The sequence below is a fragment of the Cellulomonas soli genome, from assembly GCF_052036975.1.
In the GTDB taxonomy this organism is placed as follows: Bacteria; Actinomycetota; Actinomycetes; order Actinomycetales; family Cellulomonadaceae; genus Cellulomonas; species Cellulomonas soli_A.
This window is the reverse complement of sequence record NZ_JBQIAR010000014.1, coordinates 98,142-113,465: the sequence shown is the minus strand read 5'-3', so window position 1 is coordinate 113,465 and position 15,324 is coordinate 98,142. Positions and strand designations below refer to the sequence as shown.

General features: G+C 72.9%; 10 protein-coding genes. 6 read left to right on the top strand and 4 right to left on the bottom strand.

Translation table 11 applies throughout. From position 1 onward, the window contains the following. Positions 1 to 901: glycosyltransferase family 2 protein (locus ACTHAM_RS14440; protein WP_440688660.1), on the bottom strand; the 901-nt coding region annotated here is incomplete at its 3' end. Between the two features lie 697 nt (positions 902 to 1,598). Between ACTHAM_RS14440 and ACTHAM_RS14435 the strand changes: the two genes are divergently transcribed. Next, complete coding sequence (locus ACTHAM_RS14435) at positions 1,599 to 3,185, top strand: DUF4082 domain-containing protein (protein WP_440688658.1); 1,587 nt, start codon at positions 1,599 to 1,601, stop codon at positions 3,183 to 3,185. A gap of 81 nt (positions 3,186 to 3,266) precedes the next feature. Here ACTHAM_RS14435 and ACTHAM_RS14430 read toward each other — a convergent pair whose 3' ends face one another. Genes ACTHAM_RS14430 through ACTHAM_RS14420 form a run of 3 tightly spaced genes read right to left on the bottom strand, consistent with a single transcriptional unit; the run spans position 3,267 to position 6,519 of the window. Then, positions 3,267 to 4,292, bottom strand: a complete 1,026-nt coding sequence (locus ACTHAM_RS14430) for a hypothetical protein (protein WP_440688656.1) — start codon at positions 4,290 to 4,292, stop codon at positions 3,267 to 3,269. Beyond that, positions 4,289 to 5,779, bottom strand: a complete 1,491-nt coding sequence (locus ACTHAM_RS14425) for an MFS transporter (RefSeq protein ID WP_440688654.1) — start codon at positions 5,777 to 5,779, stop codon at positions 4,289 to 4,291. The genes ACTHAM_RS14430 and ACTHAM_RS14425 overlap by 4 nt, the downstream gene beginning before the upstream one ends. Next, positions 5,776 to 6,519 carry a hypothetical protein gene (locus ACTHAM_RS14420; RefSeq protein WP_440688652.1) on the bottom strand — a complete coding sequence of 248 codons (744 nt, stop codon included), beginning with the start codon at positions 6,517 to 6,519 and terminating at the stop codon, positions 5,776 to 5,778. Before ACTHAM_RS14420 ends, ACTHAM_RS14425 begins: the two co-directional genes overlap by 4 nt. A 354-nt stretch (positions 6,520 to 6,873) precedes the next feature. Here ACTHAM_RS14420 and mfd point away from each other — a divergent pair, with 354 nt between their 5' ends. From mfd to pntB, 5 genes are all read left to right on the top strand, one after another. Continuing rightward, positions 6,874 to 10,503, top strand: coding sequence for a transcription-repair coupling factor (gene mfd, locus ACTHAM_RS14415; RefSeq protein WP_440688650.1), 3,630 nt, complete (start codon positions 6,874 to 6,876; stop codon positions 10,501 to 10,503). Positions 10,504 to 10,565: 62 nt separating this feature from the next. Then, the gene (locus ACTHAM_RS14410; RefSeq protein WP_440688648.1) at positions 10,566 to 11,270 is read left to right on the top strand and encodes a hypothetical protein; all 705 of its coding nucleotides are present in this window, start codon (positions 10,566 to 10,568) and stop codon (positions 11,268 to 11,270) included. Between the two features lie 37 nt (positions 11,271 to 11,307). After that, a complete protein-coding gene (locus ACTHAM_RS14405; RefSeq protein WP_440688646.1) occupies positions 11,308 to 12,039 on the top strand; it encodes a MazG family protein in 732 nt (243 codons plus the stop codon). 276 nt (positions 12,040 to 12,315) lie between these two features. Continuing rightward, a complete protein-coding gene (locus ACTHAM_RS14400) occupies positions 12,316 to 13,866 on the top strand; it encodes a Re/Si-specific NAD(P)(+) transhydrogenase subunit alpha (RefSeq protein ID WP_440688644.1) in 1,551 nt (516 codons plus the stop codon). A gap of 1 nt (position 13,867) precedes the next feature. Next, the gene (pntB, locus tag ACTHAM_RS14395) at positions 13,868 to 15,250 is read left to right on the top strand and encodes a Re/Si-specific NAD(P)(+) transhydrogenase subunit beta (protein WP_440688642.1); all 1,383 of its coding nucleotides are present in this window, start codon (positions 13,868 to 13,870) and stop codon (positions 15,248 to 15,250) included. Positions 15,251 to 15,324 lie beyond the last annotated feature (74 nt).

Sequence of the window (15,324 nt, the reverse complement as noted above, 5' to 3'; positions counted from 1 at the left end):
CGACCCGGTGGCCCGGGTCGCGCGCCCGCAGACCTGACTTGAGCAGCAGCACCCCGCGCACCGCCTGGGCGTGCAGGGCGGAGCCGTGCGCGCGGGCGTAGCGGACGCGGTTGGCCTCCTGCAGGGCCACCAGGGCGGCCGAGCTGCCGGACCCCCCTCGGCTGTGCACGACCTGCGCGGCGGGTTCGAACCAGATCTGCTGCCCGGTCTCGCGCAGCCGCCGGCAGTAGTCGGTCTCCTCGGAGTACAGGAAGTAGCGCTCGTCCCAGGGGCCCAGCCGGTGCGCGGTGCCGGCCCGGACGAGCAGCGCGGCGCCGGTGGCCCAGTCCACGGGGTGCGGGTGGGTGTAGTGCGCGGGTGTGCGGTCGGTCTCGGACGCCCAGGGCGGGCGGCCCGGGAACCGCCGCCCCACGAGGGCGTCGCCCAGGGTGCGCAGCACCGTCGGCTCGCGGCGCAGCGAGGGGTAGGGGGTGCCGTCGGGCTCGAGGATGCACGGGACGACCGCACCCACGCGGGGGTCGTCGAGGCGTGCCAGGAGGGCGGCGACCGCGCCGGGTCGCACCACGAGGTCCGGGTTGAGGACCAGGACGGCCTCGACGTCGCCGACGAGGGGGAGCAGGGTGTTCAGGCCGCCGGCGTAGCCGAGGTTCCCGCCGGTGGGCACCACCTGCACGTCGGGGTGCTCCGCGAGATGCGCGAGCGTGAGGTCCGAGGAGCCGTTGTCGGCGACGAGCACGCGCAGCGGGAGCTGCGCCGCCTCGACCCGCAGGGAGGCGACGAGGGCGTCGATGTCGTCCGCGCTGTTGTAGGTGACGACGAGCACGGCGACCCGGGCGTGCTCGTGCGGGGCGGCGAAACGCGTGCCGGGGGCGGTCGCGTCCTGCTGGGCGCGTGCGGGCATCGGCTTCGGCTCCTCGGGTGTGCGCGGGCATCGGCGCGGGACGGCGGGCATCGGGATCTCGGGTGGACGATCGGGGCATCCCGGGCACGATCACGGTACGGCGCGTGCCGGTGGGGGCGGCAGCCGACAGGGGCGGGCGGGTCGATTTCACCCTGCGGCCAGACGGGTGAACGAGTGCCCGAAGCGTCCGGATGTGCTCGTTCACATCCCTCGCGAATCGGACATTGTGCACCATTCCCGCCGATTCTGCTTCGAACAGCGGGTGAAGATCTTGCGGCATTCTTGCCCAGATCCCGTGCCCGTTGTGCGGCATTTGCGTGAAGGCCCACCTCCCGCAGGATTTGCTCGCGGCAGAGCATATTCGCCTGTGTCCCACACTCGTTGGCGATGTCGTGAAGCTGTCACCTGGCCCGATGTCGCGCAGCCCGGGCCCCAGGCCTGACGCGGCCGACTCGGACCGGCGGCCGGTCGGTGATCACGGGGCAGCGCGGGGACGCGCCACCCCGCGCAGCACGGGACCGACGGCCGACGACCGAGACGGGTCGCACCCCTCAGGGGTAGGACATCGCGGCCGATTCATGAGGGTGGGTCGGACTTCGGAAGGTTGCACGCCTTGCGGGCGCGTGTCCTGTTCGTGGTCGCCGGTCTCATTCCACCCGGTGCGCCCCTCCGCGCACCGCTTGATGACGGGAACACAATGAGCACGAATCTCAGTTGGAGCGGCGGACGACGACTCGTCCTCCGTGCCCTCGGTGCGACCGCAGTCGCAGCCCTCGCCGTCACGGCCGCGGTCACGCAGCCCGCCGCGGCCGCGACCACCACGACGACGCAGTCCATCTGGACGACGACAGCCGCCTCGCAGGCGTCCGTCGACCTGGCCGATGCGTCGTCGGTCGAGCTCGGCACGGCCTTCACCGCCACCGCCGACGGCGTCGTCAGCGGCGTGAAGTTCTGGAAGACCGCCGACAACAAGGGGACCCACGTCGGTTCGCTGTGGACCTCGGCCGGCAAGCGGCTCGCCAAGGCGACGTTCGTCAACGAGACGACCAGCGGCTGGCAGACCGTGCAGTTCGCCACCCCGGTGAAGGTCACCAAGGGCGCCAGCTTCGTCGCCTCGTACCTGGCCCCGAAGGGCCGCTACGCCTACACCCAGTCGTTCACGGGCACCTCGGCCAGCCCCTCGCTGAGCGTCCCGTCGACCAACGCCGGTCGGTACACCTACGGCACCGGGTCCTTCCCGAAGTCGACCTACAAGTCGACGAACTACTGGGTCGACGTGCTGTTCACGCCGGCTGCCACGACCACCGCGCCGGCCCCCGCACCGGCTCCGACGACGGCTCCCGCGCCGACGCCGACCGCGACCACCGCCCCGGCGCCGACCCCGACGCCCACGGCCACCACCGCCCCGGCGCCGACCCCGACGCCCACGGCCACCACCGCCCCCGCGCCGACCCCGACGCCCACCGCGACCACCGCCCCGGCGCCGACCCCGACGCCGACCGCGACCACCGCCCCGGCGCCCGCACCGACGACCACGCCCGGCACCAGCGTCGGCACCGCCCGTCCGGGCGCCACCACCACCGGCGTGCCGGCCGGCACCACCCTGAAGGCCTCCGGCGGCCTCACCGTCACGACCGCCAACACGGTCATCGACGGCCTGGACATCTCCGGCTCGGTCTACATCAACGCCCCGGGCGTCGTCATCAAGAACTCGCGCATCCACGGCAGCGGCTCCGGCACCGGCGTGCAGACCAGCGGCTCGGGCTCCGTGACGATCTTCGACAGCGAGATCTACGGCTTCGAGAACGCGATCGGGTTCGACAGCTGGAAGGCGTACCGCGTCAACGTGCACTCCAACACCGGTGACGGTGTGAAGTTCGGCAGCAACGTCGTCCTGCAGGACAGCTGGATCCACGACCTGAAGCCGGGTGCCGGTGCGCACGCCGACGGTGGGCAGGTCCAGTACGGCGTGGTCAACCTGGTCATCCGCCACAACGTGATCGACCTGTCGACCACGAGCTCGGCGAACGCGGCCCTGTTCATCGCCCCTGACCTGGGTGGCAGCACCAACGGCCCGGTGACGATCGACAACAACTACCTCGCCGGTGGCAACTACACCGTGTTCTGCGTCGACGGGAACAACGGCCAGTACTTCATCAGCAACATCTCGTTCACGAACAACACGTTCGGTCGGGGTGCCGCCTACGGCCCGGTGCGCGTCAACGTGCCGGTGACCTGGACGAACAACACGTGGGCCGACAACGGCGCCGCGATCACGCTCTGACCTGAGGGCAGCTCGACCGGAGCCCCCGTCCCCCGTGCGCGGGAGGGCGGGGGCTCCGTCGTGCGTGCGGCTCGCTGCGGGTCAGCGCACGATCGACGGCGACCACGCGCCCTCGAGGAACAGCTGCGGCTCGGCACCAGGGGTCGTGATGTCCAACGACCAGACGTCCGTCGTCCCGGGCTCGTCGGCGCGCGGCAGCCCGTACAGGATCGTGGAGTCGTCGAGCCACTCGATCTGGTCGTCGCACCCCTCGGTCACCGGGTAGAGCGTCTCGTCCGAGGAGTCGAGGTCGAGCACCGCGTAGGCCCAGACCTTCTGCGCGTCCTCGACCCGTTGGACCTTCTTGTAGGCCACCAGCGAGCTGTCGGGGGAGACCGACGGGCACTCGCCGCCGGCGCGCAGCGCGGTGATGGTCCGCTCGGACACCGACCCCGTGGCGATCCAGGTCGTGTCCGCCGACTGCGAGGCCGCCGTCACGTAGAAGAGCTCGTCGTCCACGAAGCTCACGCCCCAGAAGTTGCGGTCGGCCGCCGTGAACGGCTCGCCGTCGACCAGGAACGTCCACGACTCCAGGCTGCCCAGGTCGGTGCCGTCGGTCCCGTGGATCTTGGTCTCCGTGGAGAACCCCACCTGTGCGTACGAGTGGCCGGTGACGAACGCGGTGGTGGCCACCAGCGACCCGTCGGGGCTCAGCCGGGTGCGGCTGGGGATGCCCGGCAGCGGCCAGCTCTGCACCTCCTGCCACTGCTCGTCGAGCACGACCGCCTCGAACGTCGTGGCCACCCCGCGCACGGTCCGCAGGCACGAGGTCAGGCCCTCTGCGTGGTACAGGCGGTCGCAGGCGACGTCGGTGAAGGCGCGGGTACCCGCGGGGTCGTCCAGCGGCACGGCCGCCACGAGGCCGTACTGCGCACCGGGCAGCGTGTTGCGGAACAGCACGTACGGGCCGTCGAGCACCGAGGCCAGGTCGGTCGACGCCACGCTCGGTGCCGCCTCGGTGGCGGCACGCTGCGTGCGGGCCGCCGACCACACGTACGCGCCGACGCCCAGCACCACCACGGCCACGATCGCGACGAGCGCGACCACGCGGGGCGGCAGACGCCTCACGGCGCGCTCGTCGCGGTGCCGACGGCCGACGTCTGCGACGGACCGTCCTCGATCGGCGGTTCGAACCGGCGCACGGCGAACCAGGACACGGGGACGGCCACGGCGAGCAGCATGGCGACGCACACTATCGCCGGCTGACGACCCAGGGTGTACCAGAGCACGCCGAACGCCGCGGAGGCCGCCATCCGACCGACGGCGACGACCGTCTGCGCGGTGCCGATCGCCGAGGCCCGCACCTGCGGGGCGACGCTCTGACCGACCACCGCGGCCAGCACGCCGTCCGTCGCGGCGTAGAACGCGCCGAGCAGCGCCAGTGCCGCCAAGGTCGTCGCACCCGACGCACCGCCGAAGGCCGCGCACACGTAGGCCGCACCGAGCATCGCGTGCCCCCACACGAACACCCGTGCCCGACCGACCCGGTCCGACAGCCGGCCGGCGGGCACCGCCAGCAGCATGTAGGCCACGTTCGTGCCCACGTACAGCAGCGGGAACCACTGCGTCGCGAATCCGTCCCGAGCCTGCAGGGACAGGTAGATGAAGCCGTCGCCGATGGTCAGCAGCGCCAGTGCGCCGGCCACGACCAGCAGCCGACGCAGCCCCGGTTCGGTCAGGAACCGCCAGCTGAACGGGCGCTCCGTGAGCGAGGGCACCGCGCCGTCGCTGCACGAGCAGCCCTTGCAGCTGGGCAGCGAGCGCTCGGCGCGCGACTGGTGCGCGGTCAACCACGAGGCCTTGCGCGGACGCACGTCGGGCACGAGCAGGCCCAGCACCGCCAGGCCGATCACCGCCGACCCGAACGAGATCACGAACACCGTGTGGTACCCGTCGGGCAGCAGCCAGAGCACCACGAACGCGAGCAGCGGACCCACCGCCGCTCCCACCGTGTCGAGCATCCGGTGCACGCCGAACGAACGCCCCAGGTTCCGCGGGGTGCTGGACGCGGCGATCATCGCGTCGCGCGGCGACGTGCGCAGGCCCTTGCCCAACCGGTCCACGGCCACCAGCGAGGTGATGGCGACGAACCCGGTGGTCAGCAGCAGCCCCGCGCGGGTCAGGGCCGACAGCCCGTAGCCGAGGAACGCCACCCACTTGGGGTGGTCCCCACGGTCGGCCGCCCAGCCGCCACCGATGCGGACCAGTGCGCTGGCGCCCTGCATGAGCCCGTCGACGAACCCGTACGCCAACGTCGTCATGCCCAGCGCGGTGGTCAGGTACAGCGGCAGGATCGCGGCGACGGACTCCGAGGAGATGTCCGTCAGCAGGCTGACCACGCCGATCGTGACCACCGTCGACGACACGCGGCTGCCGCGGGCCGCGCGTGCCGCCCGCGCGGCGCGGGCCGCCTCGACCGTGCCGGCGTCGGTGGGCGGCAGCCGACGGGTGCCGGTGCTGCGCGCCTCGTGCTCGTCGTGCGACGCGTGCTCGTCGTGCGAGGTGTCCTGCCCCGGGCGGTCGGGCGCAGCGGTGGTCGGGGCGTTCGGCCTCACGGTGTCGTCTCGAGCGTGCCGGCCACCGACAGCTCCGTCCCGCCGCCGGTGCGCTCACGCGTGGTCAGGACCAGGCCCTCGTCGCCGTGCACGAACGCGGTCGCCGCGTCACCGGGCAGGGCGGGGCTCGCCTCGGCCGTGAAGCCGAGGGCCTCGAGGGTGGCGGTGAACGCCGCGCGCACGTCGTCCGCTCCGGCGCCCGTACCGGCCTCGAGCCCGATCTGCAGGCGTGCGCCCTCGGCCGACACCGAGCTGGAGACGATGTCGAGGCTGGTCCCGGCGGGCAGGACCTGCTCGGGGAAGCCGGTGACGAGGCCTCCGCGGGCGGATGCCGTGGCAGGCAGGGCGCCGGTGAGGGTCGCGGCGCTCGTGGTGCGCACCCCGTCCAGGCCTGGCAGGGTCGCCGGTGCGCTGTGGCCGGGGAACTTCGGGTTCGAGGTCTCGGTGTCGGTCTCCGCGTCCGGCGAGCCCGGGTCGGAGCCGGAGCCGGAGTCAGAACCGGTGCCGGAGCCCGTGGTGCTGCTCGCGGTGTCGGGGGAGGCCACCGAACCGCCGGTGGAGGTCCCGCCCGACGGTGCGTCCTGGTCGCCCCCCGGGCCGGTGCAGCCGGCCAGCAGGAGTGCGGCGACGACCAGCGTGGACGCTGCGGCCACGCGTGCCCCGGCACCGTCGCGCCGTCCCGGGCCTCGTCGTGCCGCGGGGTCGCGGGGGGCACGCAGGGTGCGGGTCTGGGCTGCCATCACGTCGTCTCGCTCGCTGGGTCGTCCGCTCACGTTCCGCTGAGGCCGACCACCGGCCGAAAGTGCGCAGATCGGACATCTCGGTGTCACCACCGTAGCTCCGTGCGCGGACCCGTCCACGCCCTGGCAGGGCAATTCACCCGCCTGCTCCCCTCTTCGCCCACGGCCCCGGCAGGGCGGCCTGCTGCAGGCCCGCTGCCGGTCGCTGACCGGGCGGCCGTCGGCTGGTTGTCGGCGCGCGCTCGTAGGCTGGGGCCACACCCCGCCTCCCTTGTGGAGCCGGGGCGCTCGTGCTGCACGTGCCCGTCCGGGCGTGCGGCGCGGCACGCCCACGACCTCCGCCGAAGGAACCCCATGGACCTCACCGGCCTGCTGCCCACCCTGCTGTCCGACCCGGCCGCCGCGGCTGCGCTCGAGCACGTCCGCGCCCGCGGCGAGGTCGACGTGGTCGGCCCCGCGGGCGTGCGACCGCCGCTGCTGGCGGCCCTGGCGGGGGAGCGCGGACGCCCGCTGGTGGTCGTGACGGCCACCGGGCGGGACGCCGACGAGCTCGCCGACGCGCTGCGCTGCTACCTGCCGCCGGACGCCGTCGCGGTGCTGCCCTCGTGGGAGACGCTGCCGCACGAACGCCTCTCGCCGCGCAGCGACACCGTGGCCCGCCGGTTGGCCGTGTTCCGGCGGCTGGCGCACCCCACGTCGGACGGTGGGCCCACCGGCGAGGTGCGGGTGCTCGTCATGCCGGTGCGGGCCATGCTCCAGCCGGTCGTGGCGGGCCTGGGCGACCTGGAGCCGGTGACCATCGCCACCGGTGACCGCGTCGACCTGAGCGACGTCGCCGAGCGGTTGGTCGCGGCCGCGTACTCGCGGGTCGACATGGTCGAGAAGCGGGGGGAGTTCGCCGTGCGCGGCGGCATCCTGGACGTGTTCCCGCCCACGGAGGACCACCCCCTGCGCGTCGAGCTGTGGGGCGAGGACGTCGAGGAGATCCGCTGGTTCGCGGTGGCCGACCAGCGCAGCCTCGAGGTCGCCGATCACGGCGTGTGGGCGCCGCCGTGCCGCGAGATCCTGCTCACGGACGACGTCCGGGCACGGGCTGCGGCCCTCGTGGAGCGGCTGCCGGGGGCCGCGGACATGCTCGACAAGCTCGCGGCCGGCATCGCCGTGGAGGGCATGGAGTCGTTGGCCCCGGCCCTCGTGGAGCAGATGGTGCCGGTGCTCGACCTGGTCTCCGACGACTCGCTGCTGGTACTGGCCGACCCCGAGCGGGTGCGCCGCCGCGCGCACGACCTGGTGGCCACCACGCAGGAGTTCCTGGCCGCCGCGTGGACCAGCGCCGCCGCCGGGGCCGCGACCCCGTTGGACCTGTCCGCCGCGTCCTTCCACTCGTTCGCCGAGGTCCGGGCGCTCGCGGCTGTGCGCGGCCTGGGCTGGTGGACGCTGAGCCCGTTCACGCTCGACGCCGACGCCGTGGACGCCGCCGACGCCGCGGCGCAGGGGCACGACGACGGGCTCGGTTCGCCCGCGCCGACGGGCGAGGGCACCACGCTGGTGGTCGCTGCCCGTGAGGTCGAGCGCTACCGCGGCGAGGTGGCCCGTGCGGTGGCCGACGTGCGCACGCTGCAGCAGGACGGCTGGCGGCTGGTGCTGGCCACCGAGGGCCACGGCCCGGCGCAGCGCATGGTGGAGCAGCTCAAGGCGGCCGACGTCCCGGCGCGGCTGGTGGGTTCCCTGCCCGAGGCCCCCGAGGGCGGCGTGGTGCTCGTGGTGCCGGCGGCGGTCGGTCCGGGCTTCGTGGCCCCTGACCTGCGCCTGGCCGTGTTCTCCGAGTCCGACCTGACGGGCCGGGCCGGCTCGTCCACCAAGGACATGCGGCGCATGCCCAGCCGTCGCCGCAACATGGTCGACCCGCTCGCGCTGCGGCCCGGCGACTTCGTGGTGCACGAGCAGCACGGGGTGGGCCGGTTCGTCGAGCTCATGCAGCGGACCATCGGCACGGGGGCCAACGCGGCCACGCGCGAGTACCTCGTCATCGAGTACGCGTCGAGCAAGCGGGGGCAGCCGGGGGACCGTCTCTTCGTGCCGTCCGACCAGCTGGACCAGGTGACCAAGTACGTCGGTGGTGAGGCGCCCAGCCTGAACAAGATGGGCGGCTCGGACTGGGCCAAGACCAAGGGCAAGGCGCGCAAGGCCGTCAAGGAGATCGCCGCCGAGCTGATCCGCCTCTACTCGGCCCGGATGGCCACCCCCGGGCACGCGTTCGGCCCGGACACCCCGTGGCAGCGCGAGCTGGAGGACGCGTTCGCGTACGTCGAGACACCGGACCAGCTGGCCACGATCGACGAGGTCAAGGCCGACATGGAGAAGACCGTCCCGATGGACCGCCTGGTCTGCGGCGACGTCGGTTACGGCAAGACGGAGATCGCGGTGCGGGCGGCGTTCAAGGCCGTGCAGGACGGCAAGCAGGTGGCGGTGCTGGTGCCCACGACCCTGCTCGTGCAGCAGCACCTGGACACGTTCGCCGAGCGGTACGCGCCGTACCCCGTGACCGTCAAGGCACTGTCCCGGTTCCAGTCGGCGGCGGAGTCGAAGGAGGTCGTCGACGGGCTGCGTGACGGCTCGGTGGACGTCGTCATCGGCACGCACCGGCTGATCACCGGCGAGATCCGGTTCAAGGACCTGGGCCTGGTGATCATCGACGAGGAGCAGCGGTTCGGCGTCGAGCACAAGGAGACGCTCAAGGCCTTGCGCACCAACGTCGACGTGCTGGCCATGTCGGCCACCCCGATCCCGCGCACGCTCGAGATGGCCGTGACCGGCATCCGCGAGATGTCCACGCTGGCCACCCCGCCCGAGGAGCGGCACCCGGTGCTCACGTTCGTCGGCGCGTACGACGAGCGGCAGATCACCGCTGCCCTGCGCCGCGAGCTGCTGCGCGAGGGCCAGGTGTTCTACGTGCACAACAAGGTCGACTCGATCGAGCGCGCCGCCTCCCGGCTGCAGGAGCTGGTGCCCGAGGCCCGGGTGGCGGTGGCGCACGGCAAGATGAACGAGCACCAGCTCGAGCAGGTGATCGTCGACTTCTGGGAGAAGCGGTTCGACGTGCTGGTCTGCACGACCATCGTCGAGACCGGCCTGGACATCTCCAACGCGAACACCCTGATCCTGGAGCGGGCGGACCTGCTGGGACTGTCCCAGCTGCACCAGCTGCGCGGGCGTGTGGGCCGTGGCCGCGAACGGGCGTACGCGTACTTCCTGTACCCGCCGGAGCGTCCGTTGACGGAGACCGCGCACGACCGTCTGCAGACCATCGCGGCCAACACCGACCTCGGGGCGGGCATGGCGGTGGCCATGAAGGACCTGGAGATCCGTGGTGCGGGCAACCTGCTCGGTGGCGAGCAGTCGGGCCACATCGAGGGCGTGGGCTTCGACCTGTACGTGCGCATGGTGGGCGAGGCCGTGGCGAGCTTCCGGGGCGACACCCCCGAGGAGGTGCCGGACGTCACCATCGAGCTGCCCGTCGACGCGCACATCCCGCACGACTACATCGCGCACGAGCGGTTGCGCCTGGAGGCGTACCGGAAGGTCGCCGGTGCCGCGGACGCGGCGACGCTGTCGGAGGTAAAGGCCGAGCTGGTCGACCGGTACGGCGCGGTGCCGCCCGCCGTCGACAACCTGTTCACGGTCGCGGAGTTCCGCCTGCACGTGCGGGCGGCCGGGCTGAGCGACGTGACCGCGCAGGGCAAGTTCGTGCGGTTCGCCCCCGTCGACCTGCCCGAGTCGGCGCAGCTGCGGCTCAAGCGGCTCTACCCGGGGTCGGTGCTCAAGCCCGCGGTGCGCACCGTGCTGGTGCCGTACCCGACGACCGCGCGCATCGGCGGTCGGCCGTTGCAGGGCCACGAGCTGCTCGCGTGGGCCCGTCAGCTCATCGACGCGGTGATCCGCGGGGACGTGTCGGCAGCGGCGCAGGTCGGCGTGCGGGGCTGACGCAGACCCGGCCCAGGCCGACCGGTCCCGCTCGCGCGGTGCACACGGCCTCGGCCTCTACGATGGCGGCAGATCGACAGGCGACGACGCAGGAGGTCCTGGTGACGGTGGTCGGTGACGACGTGCGCGGCACGTCCGCGCAGGTGCAGGCCGGTGCGGCAGGCGTGTCCGCCGGGTGGCGACCCCGCCGGGTGCGGCGTGCGGCAGGGCTGCTCGTGCTGGTGGTCGGCATGGCCGGGCTCACCGCGTGCAGCGGGCAGCCGGGGGCGGCGGCGATCGTCGACGGTGAGGTCATCACGCCGGGCGAGCTGCACAGCGCGCTCGACGAGCTCGGTCCGTACCTGTCGAGCCCGTCGACCTCGGCCGTGCTGACGATCCTCGTGCAGGCCCCGGCCGTGTCCGCGGTGGCTGCCGAGCACGGCGTCGCCGTGTCGACGGAGGACGCGCAGGCGGCGCTGTCGGACGTCGCCGCCGCCGACGGGATCGACGGGTCGGACTTCAGCGAGGCCTCGCTGACCATCGCGAAGTTCTCCGTGGAGTACAGCGCGCTGACGCAGCTGGACGACGCCGAGGCGATCAACGCCGAGCTCGTCGACCGGGTCTCCGCGCTGGACGTCGAGGTGAACCCGCGGTTCGGCTCGCTGGACGCGGGCAACTTCGTGTCCGACCCGGTGACCAACCCGTGGATCGTCCAGCCCGAGGCCGGTGCCGCGGACGAGAGCGCGCAGGCGCCGACCGACACCCCGTCCCCGAGCCCGTCCGAGTGACGCGCAGACCTCCCTGCGAGCGGTCGGTGAACCGCCGGTGAGCGGCAGCGTCGCACCCGGCGGCTCGCCGGACGCGCTGCGCACCCTGGTCGCGGTGATGGACCGGCTGCGTTCACCCGGCGGGTGCCCGTGGGACGCCGAACAGACTCACCGGTCCCTCGTGCCGTACCTGCTCGAGGAGGCCCACGAGCTGGCGGAGGCCATCGAGCTGGGGGATCGCGCCGACCTGCGCGAGGAGCTCGGCGACGTGCTGCTGCAGGTGGTCTTCCACGCGCGCGTCGCGCAGGAGGACCCGGGTGACCCGTTCGACCTGGACGACGTGGCGGCCGACCTGACCGCCAAGCTGGTCCGTCGCCACCCGCACGTGTTCGGCCCGGGGACGCCTGCGGCCCCGACCGACGGTGCCGGTGCCGGGGACCGACCGGCGACCGGCGACCTGCACGTGCAGTGGGACCGGCTGAAGAAGGCGGAGAAGCAGCGGGCGTCCGCGCTGGACGGCGTCCCGGCCTCGCTCGGCGCGCTGGCCCGTGCGCAGAAGCTCGTCTCCCGGGCCGGCCGTGCGGGACTGCCGGTCGAGGAGCCGCACGACGCCGCCGGCGCATCCGACACGACGGCGATCGGGGAGCGCCTGCTGGCGTTGGTGCTCCAGGCGCAGGCCGACGGGGTGGACGCCGAGGGCGAGCTGCGCCGGGCGACCGGGCGCTGGGAGGCGCGTGTCCGTGCGGTCGAGCAGCAGCAGTCCGCTCCGCCGGCCGGGACTGACGCCTGACGCGTCGCCTGCGACGGCGCCCCTGGGTGTTGTTCGCCTGACTGCCTGACGGACGCGGGGCCGGCCGGTGCGCCACGCGGGATAGGGTCCCGCTGCGGGTCGATCACGCGGGGCGGAGGTCCGTCCCGCCCGTGTGATTCCTCCCGCCCACGACAGCGGACGGGCCCAAGGTCCGGCATCCGGGGGCGCCCGGGTGGTGAGGATGTGCGCGGCTGCCCCGGCAGCGGCACCGGTCGACGGCTCCGCACGGCAGCACCACACAGGCGAGGAGTGAGGATGAGGATCGGGGTCCCCCGGGAGTCACGTCCCGGAGAACGGCTCGTCTCGGCAACACCCAAGACGGTCGCCCAGCTGCGCAAGCTCGGCTATGAGGTCGTCGTCGAGCACGACGCGGGCGCCGGGGCGAACTTCTCCGACGCCGCCTACGAGGAGGCCGGCGCCAGCGTCGGCGACGCCGCGCAGGTGTGGGCGTCCGACGTCGTCACCACGGTGGCCGCGCCGACGCCGGAGCAGGTCGCCACGCTCACGCCCGGTGCCACGAGCATCGCCATGATCTCTCCTGCGGCGAACCCCGAGCTGGTGGAGTCGCTGGCCGCGCGGGGCGTGACGGCGCTCGCGCTGGACGCGGTGCCGCGCATCTCGCGTGCGCAGGCGCTCGACGTGCTGTCCACGTTGTCCAACGTCGCCGGGTACCGCGCGGTCATCGAGGCCGCCGAGGAGTACGGCGGCATGTTCACCGGGCAGGTCACCGCCGCCGGCAAGACCCCGCCCGCGAACGTCTTCGTCATCGGCGCCGGTGTGGCCGGTCTGGCGGCGCTCGGTGCGGCCGCGAGCCTGGGTGCCCAGGTGCGCGCGTTCGACGTGCGGCCCGAGGTCGGCGAGCAGATCGAGTCGATGGGCGCCACGTTCGTCCAGGCGGCCACCGCCCAGCAGGAGGTCAGCTCCGACGGGTACGCCCGCGAGCTGACCGCCGAGCAGGAGGCGCTCACCGCGGCGATGTACGCCGAGGAGACCGCCAAGGCCGACATCGTCATCACCACCGCGCTCGTGCGCGGCCAGGCGCCGCGCACCATCACCGCCGAGATGGTCGCCGCGATGCGACCCGGCTCGGTGATCGTCGACCTCGCCGCCTCCGGCGGCGGCAACTGCGAGCTGACCGTGCCGGGCGAGAAGGTCGTCACCGCCAACGGGGTCGTGATCCTCGGCTGGACGGACCTGACCAGCCGGATGCCGCAGCACACCTCGCAGCTGTTCGGCACCAACGTGGTGCACCTGATGGCCCTGCTCACGCCGGGCAAGGACGGGCAGCTCGTGCTCGACCTGGACGACGTGGTGCAGCGCGGCATGACCGTGGCGCACGGCGGCGACGTGCTGTGGCCGCCGCCGCCGGTGCAGGTGTCCGCGGCCGCCCCGGTGGTCGAGGCCGCACCGGCCCCGGTCGAGGTCGACCCGGCGGAGGTGGCCCGGCAGGCGCAGCTGCGCGGTCGGCGCAACCTGGTGCTGGCCGGTCTGGCCACCGTGCTGGTGACGTTGGGTCTGACCGCCGCACCGTCGGCGTTCCTCGGGCACTTCACGGTGTTCGCCCTGGCGGTGATCGTCGGCTACTACGTCATCTCGAACGTGAGCCACTCGCTGCACACGCCCCTCATGGCCCAGACGAACGCGATCTCCGGGATCATCCTGGTCGGCGCGCTGCTGCAGATCGGGTCGGACTCCGCCCTGGTCAGCACGCTCGCGTTCGTCGCGGCGACGGTGGCCAGCATCAACATCTTCGGTGGGTTCCTGGTCGCGTACCGCATGATCGGGATGTTCAGGAAGGACGCCTGACGTGCTGACCTCGCTCGCCCAGGCCGTGTACCTCGTCGCGGCCGTCCTGTTCGTCCTGTCGTTGGCAGGGCTGTCCAAGCAGACCTCCGCGCGCCGCGGGAACCTGCTCGGCATGATCGGCATGGGCCTGGCCCTGCTGGCCACCGTGGTGCTCGCCGTCGACCAGGCGGAGCGTTCCGTGCTGGTCACCTTGCTGCTCATCGCCCTGGTGTTCCTCATCGGCGCGAGCGTGGGCACGTGGCAGGCCCGCAAGGTCGAGATGACGCAGATGCCCGAGATGATCGCGATGCTGCACAGCTTCGTGGGTCTGGCCGCGGTGCTCGTCGGGTTCAACTCCTACCTGACCGAGGGCACCGACGCGGTGCACCTGGTCGAGGTGTTCCTCGGCGTGCTGATCGGCGCGGTGACGTTCACCGGCTCGATCGTGGCGTACCTGAAGCTGTCGGCGCGGATCAAGAGCTCGCCGCTCATGCTGCCCGGGCGGAACCTGCTCAACCTCGCCGCGCTGGTCGTCTCGGCCGGTCTGCTCGCGTGGTTCCTCGTGGCGCCGTCGGTCGTGCCGCTGGTCCTCATGACCGTGGTCGCGCTCGCGCTCGGCTGGCACCTGGTCGCCTCGATCGGCGGCGGCGACATGCCGGTCGTCGTCTCGATGCTGAACTCGTACTCGGGCTGGGCGGCTGCCGCGGCGGGCTTCATGCTCGGCAACGACCTGCTCATCGTCACCGGCGCCCTGGTGGGTTCCTCCGGTGCGATCCTCTCGTACATCATGTGCAAGGCCATGAACCGCTCGTTCATCTCGGTGATCCTGGGCGGGTTCGGCGCCGAGGGCGGCACGGTCGTGGCCTCCGACAAGGACTACGGCGAGCACCGTGAGGTCTCGGCGGCGGACGTCGCCGACATGCTCAAGGGTGCCCGTTCGGTCGTCGTCACCCCCGGGTACGGCATGGCCGTGGCCAAGGCCCAGTACCCCGTCGCTGACCTGGTGTCGCGGTTGCGGGCGTCGGGTGTCGAGGTCCGGTTCGGCGTGCACCCGGTGGCCGGGCGCCTGCCCGGGCACATGAACGTGCTGCTGGCCGAGGCGCGCGTGCCGTACGACGTCGTGCTCGAGATGGACGAGATCAACGACGACTTCCCGCAGACGGACGTCGTGCTGGTCATCGGCGCGAACGACACCGTCAACCCGGCCGCGCTGGACGACCCGAGCTCCCCGATCGCCGGGATGCCGGTGCTCGAGGTGTGGAACGCCCAGCAGGTGATCGTGTTCAAGCGGTCGATGGCCACCGGGTACGCCGGCGTGCAGAACCCGCTGTTCTTCCGCGAGAACACCGCGATGCTCTTCGGCGACGCCAAGGAGCAGGTCGAGCACATCATCCAGGCGCTCTGACCTGCGACGCGGTGCGCCCGGGTGCCCCCTGCACGGGGGTCCGGGCGTCCCGCGGTCGAAGGTCCTGTCTCCTG

Bases quoted from the DNA above. Each gene is read 5' to 3' on its own strand.
- ACTHAM_RS14435 (WP_440688658.1), top strand. From the start codon at position 1,599: ATGAGCACGAATCTCAGTTGGAGCGGCGGACGACGACTCGTCCTCCGT.
- ACTHAM_RS14420 (WP_440688652.1), bottom strand. From the start codon at position 6,519: ATGGCAGCCCAGACCCGCACCCTGCGTGCCCCCCGCGACCCCGCGGCA.
- mfd (WP_440688650.1), top strand. From the start codon at position 6,874: ATGGACCTCACCGGCCTGCTGCCCACCCTGCTGTCCGACCCGGCCGCC.
- ACTHAM_RS14410 (WP_440688648.1), top strand. From the start codon at position 10,566: ATGGCGGCAGATCGACAGGCGACGACGCAGGAGGTCCTGGTGACGGTG.
- ACTHAM_RS14400 (WP_440688644.1), top strand. From the start codon at position 12,316: ATGAGGATCGGGGTCCCCCGGGAGTCACGTCCCGGAGAACGGCTCGTC.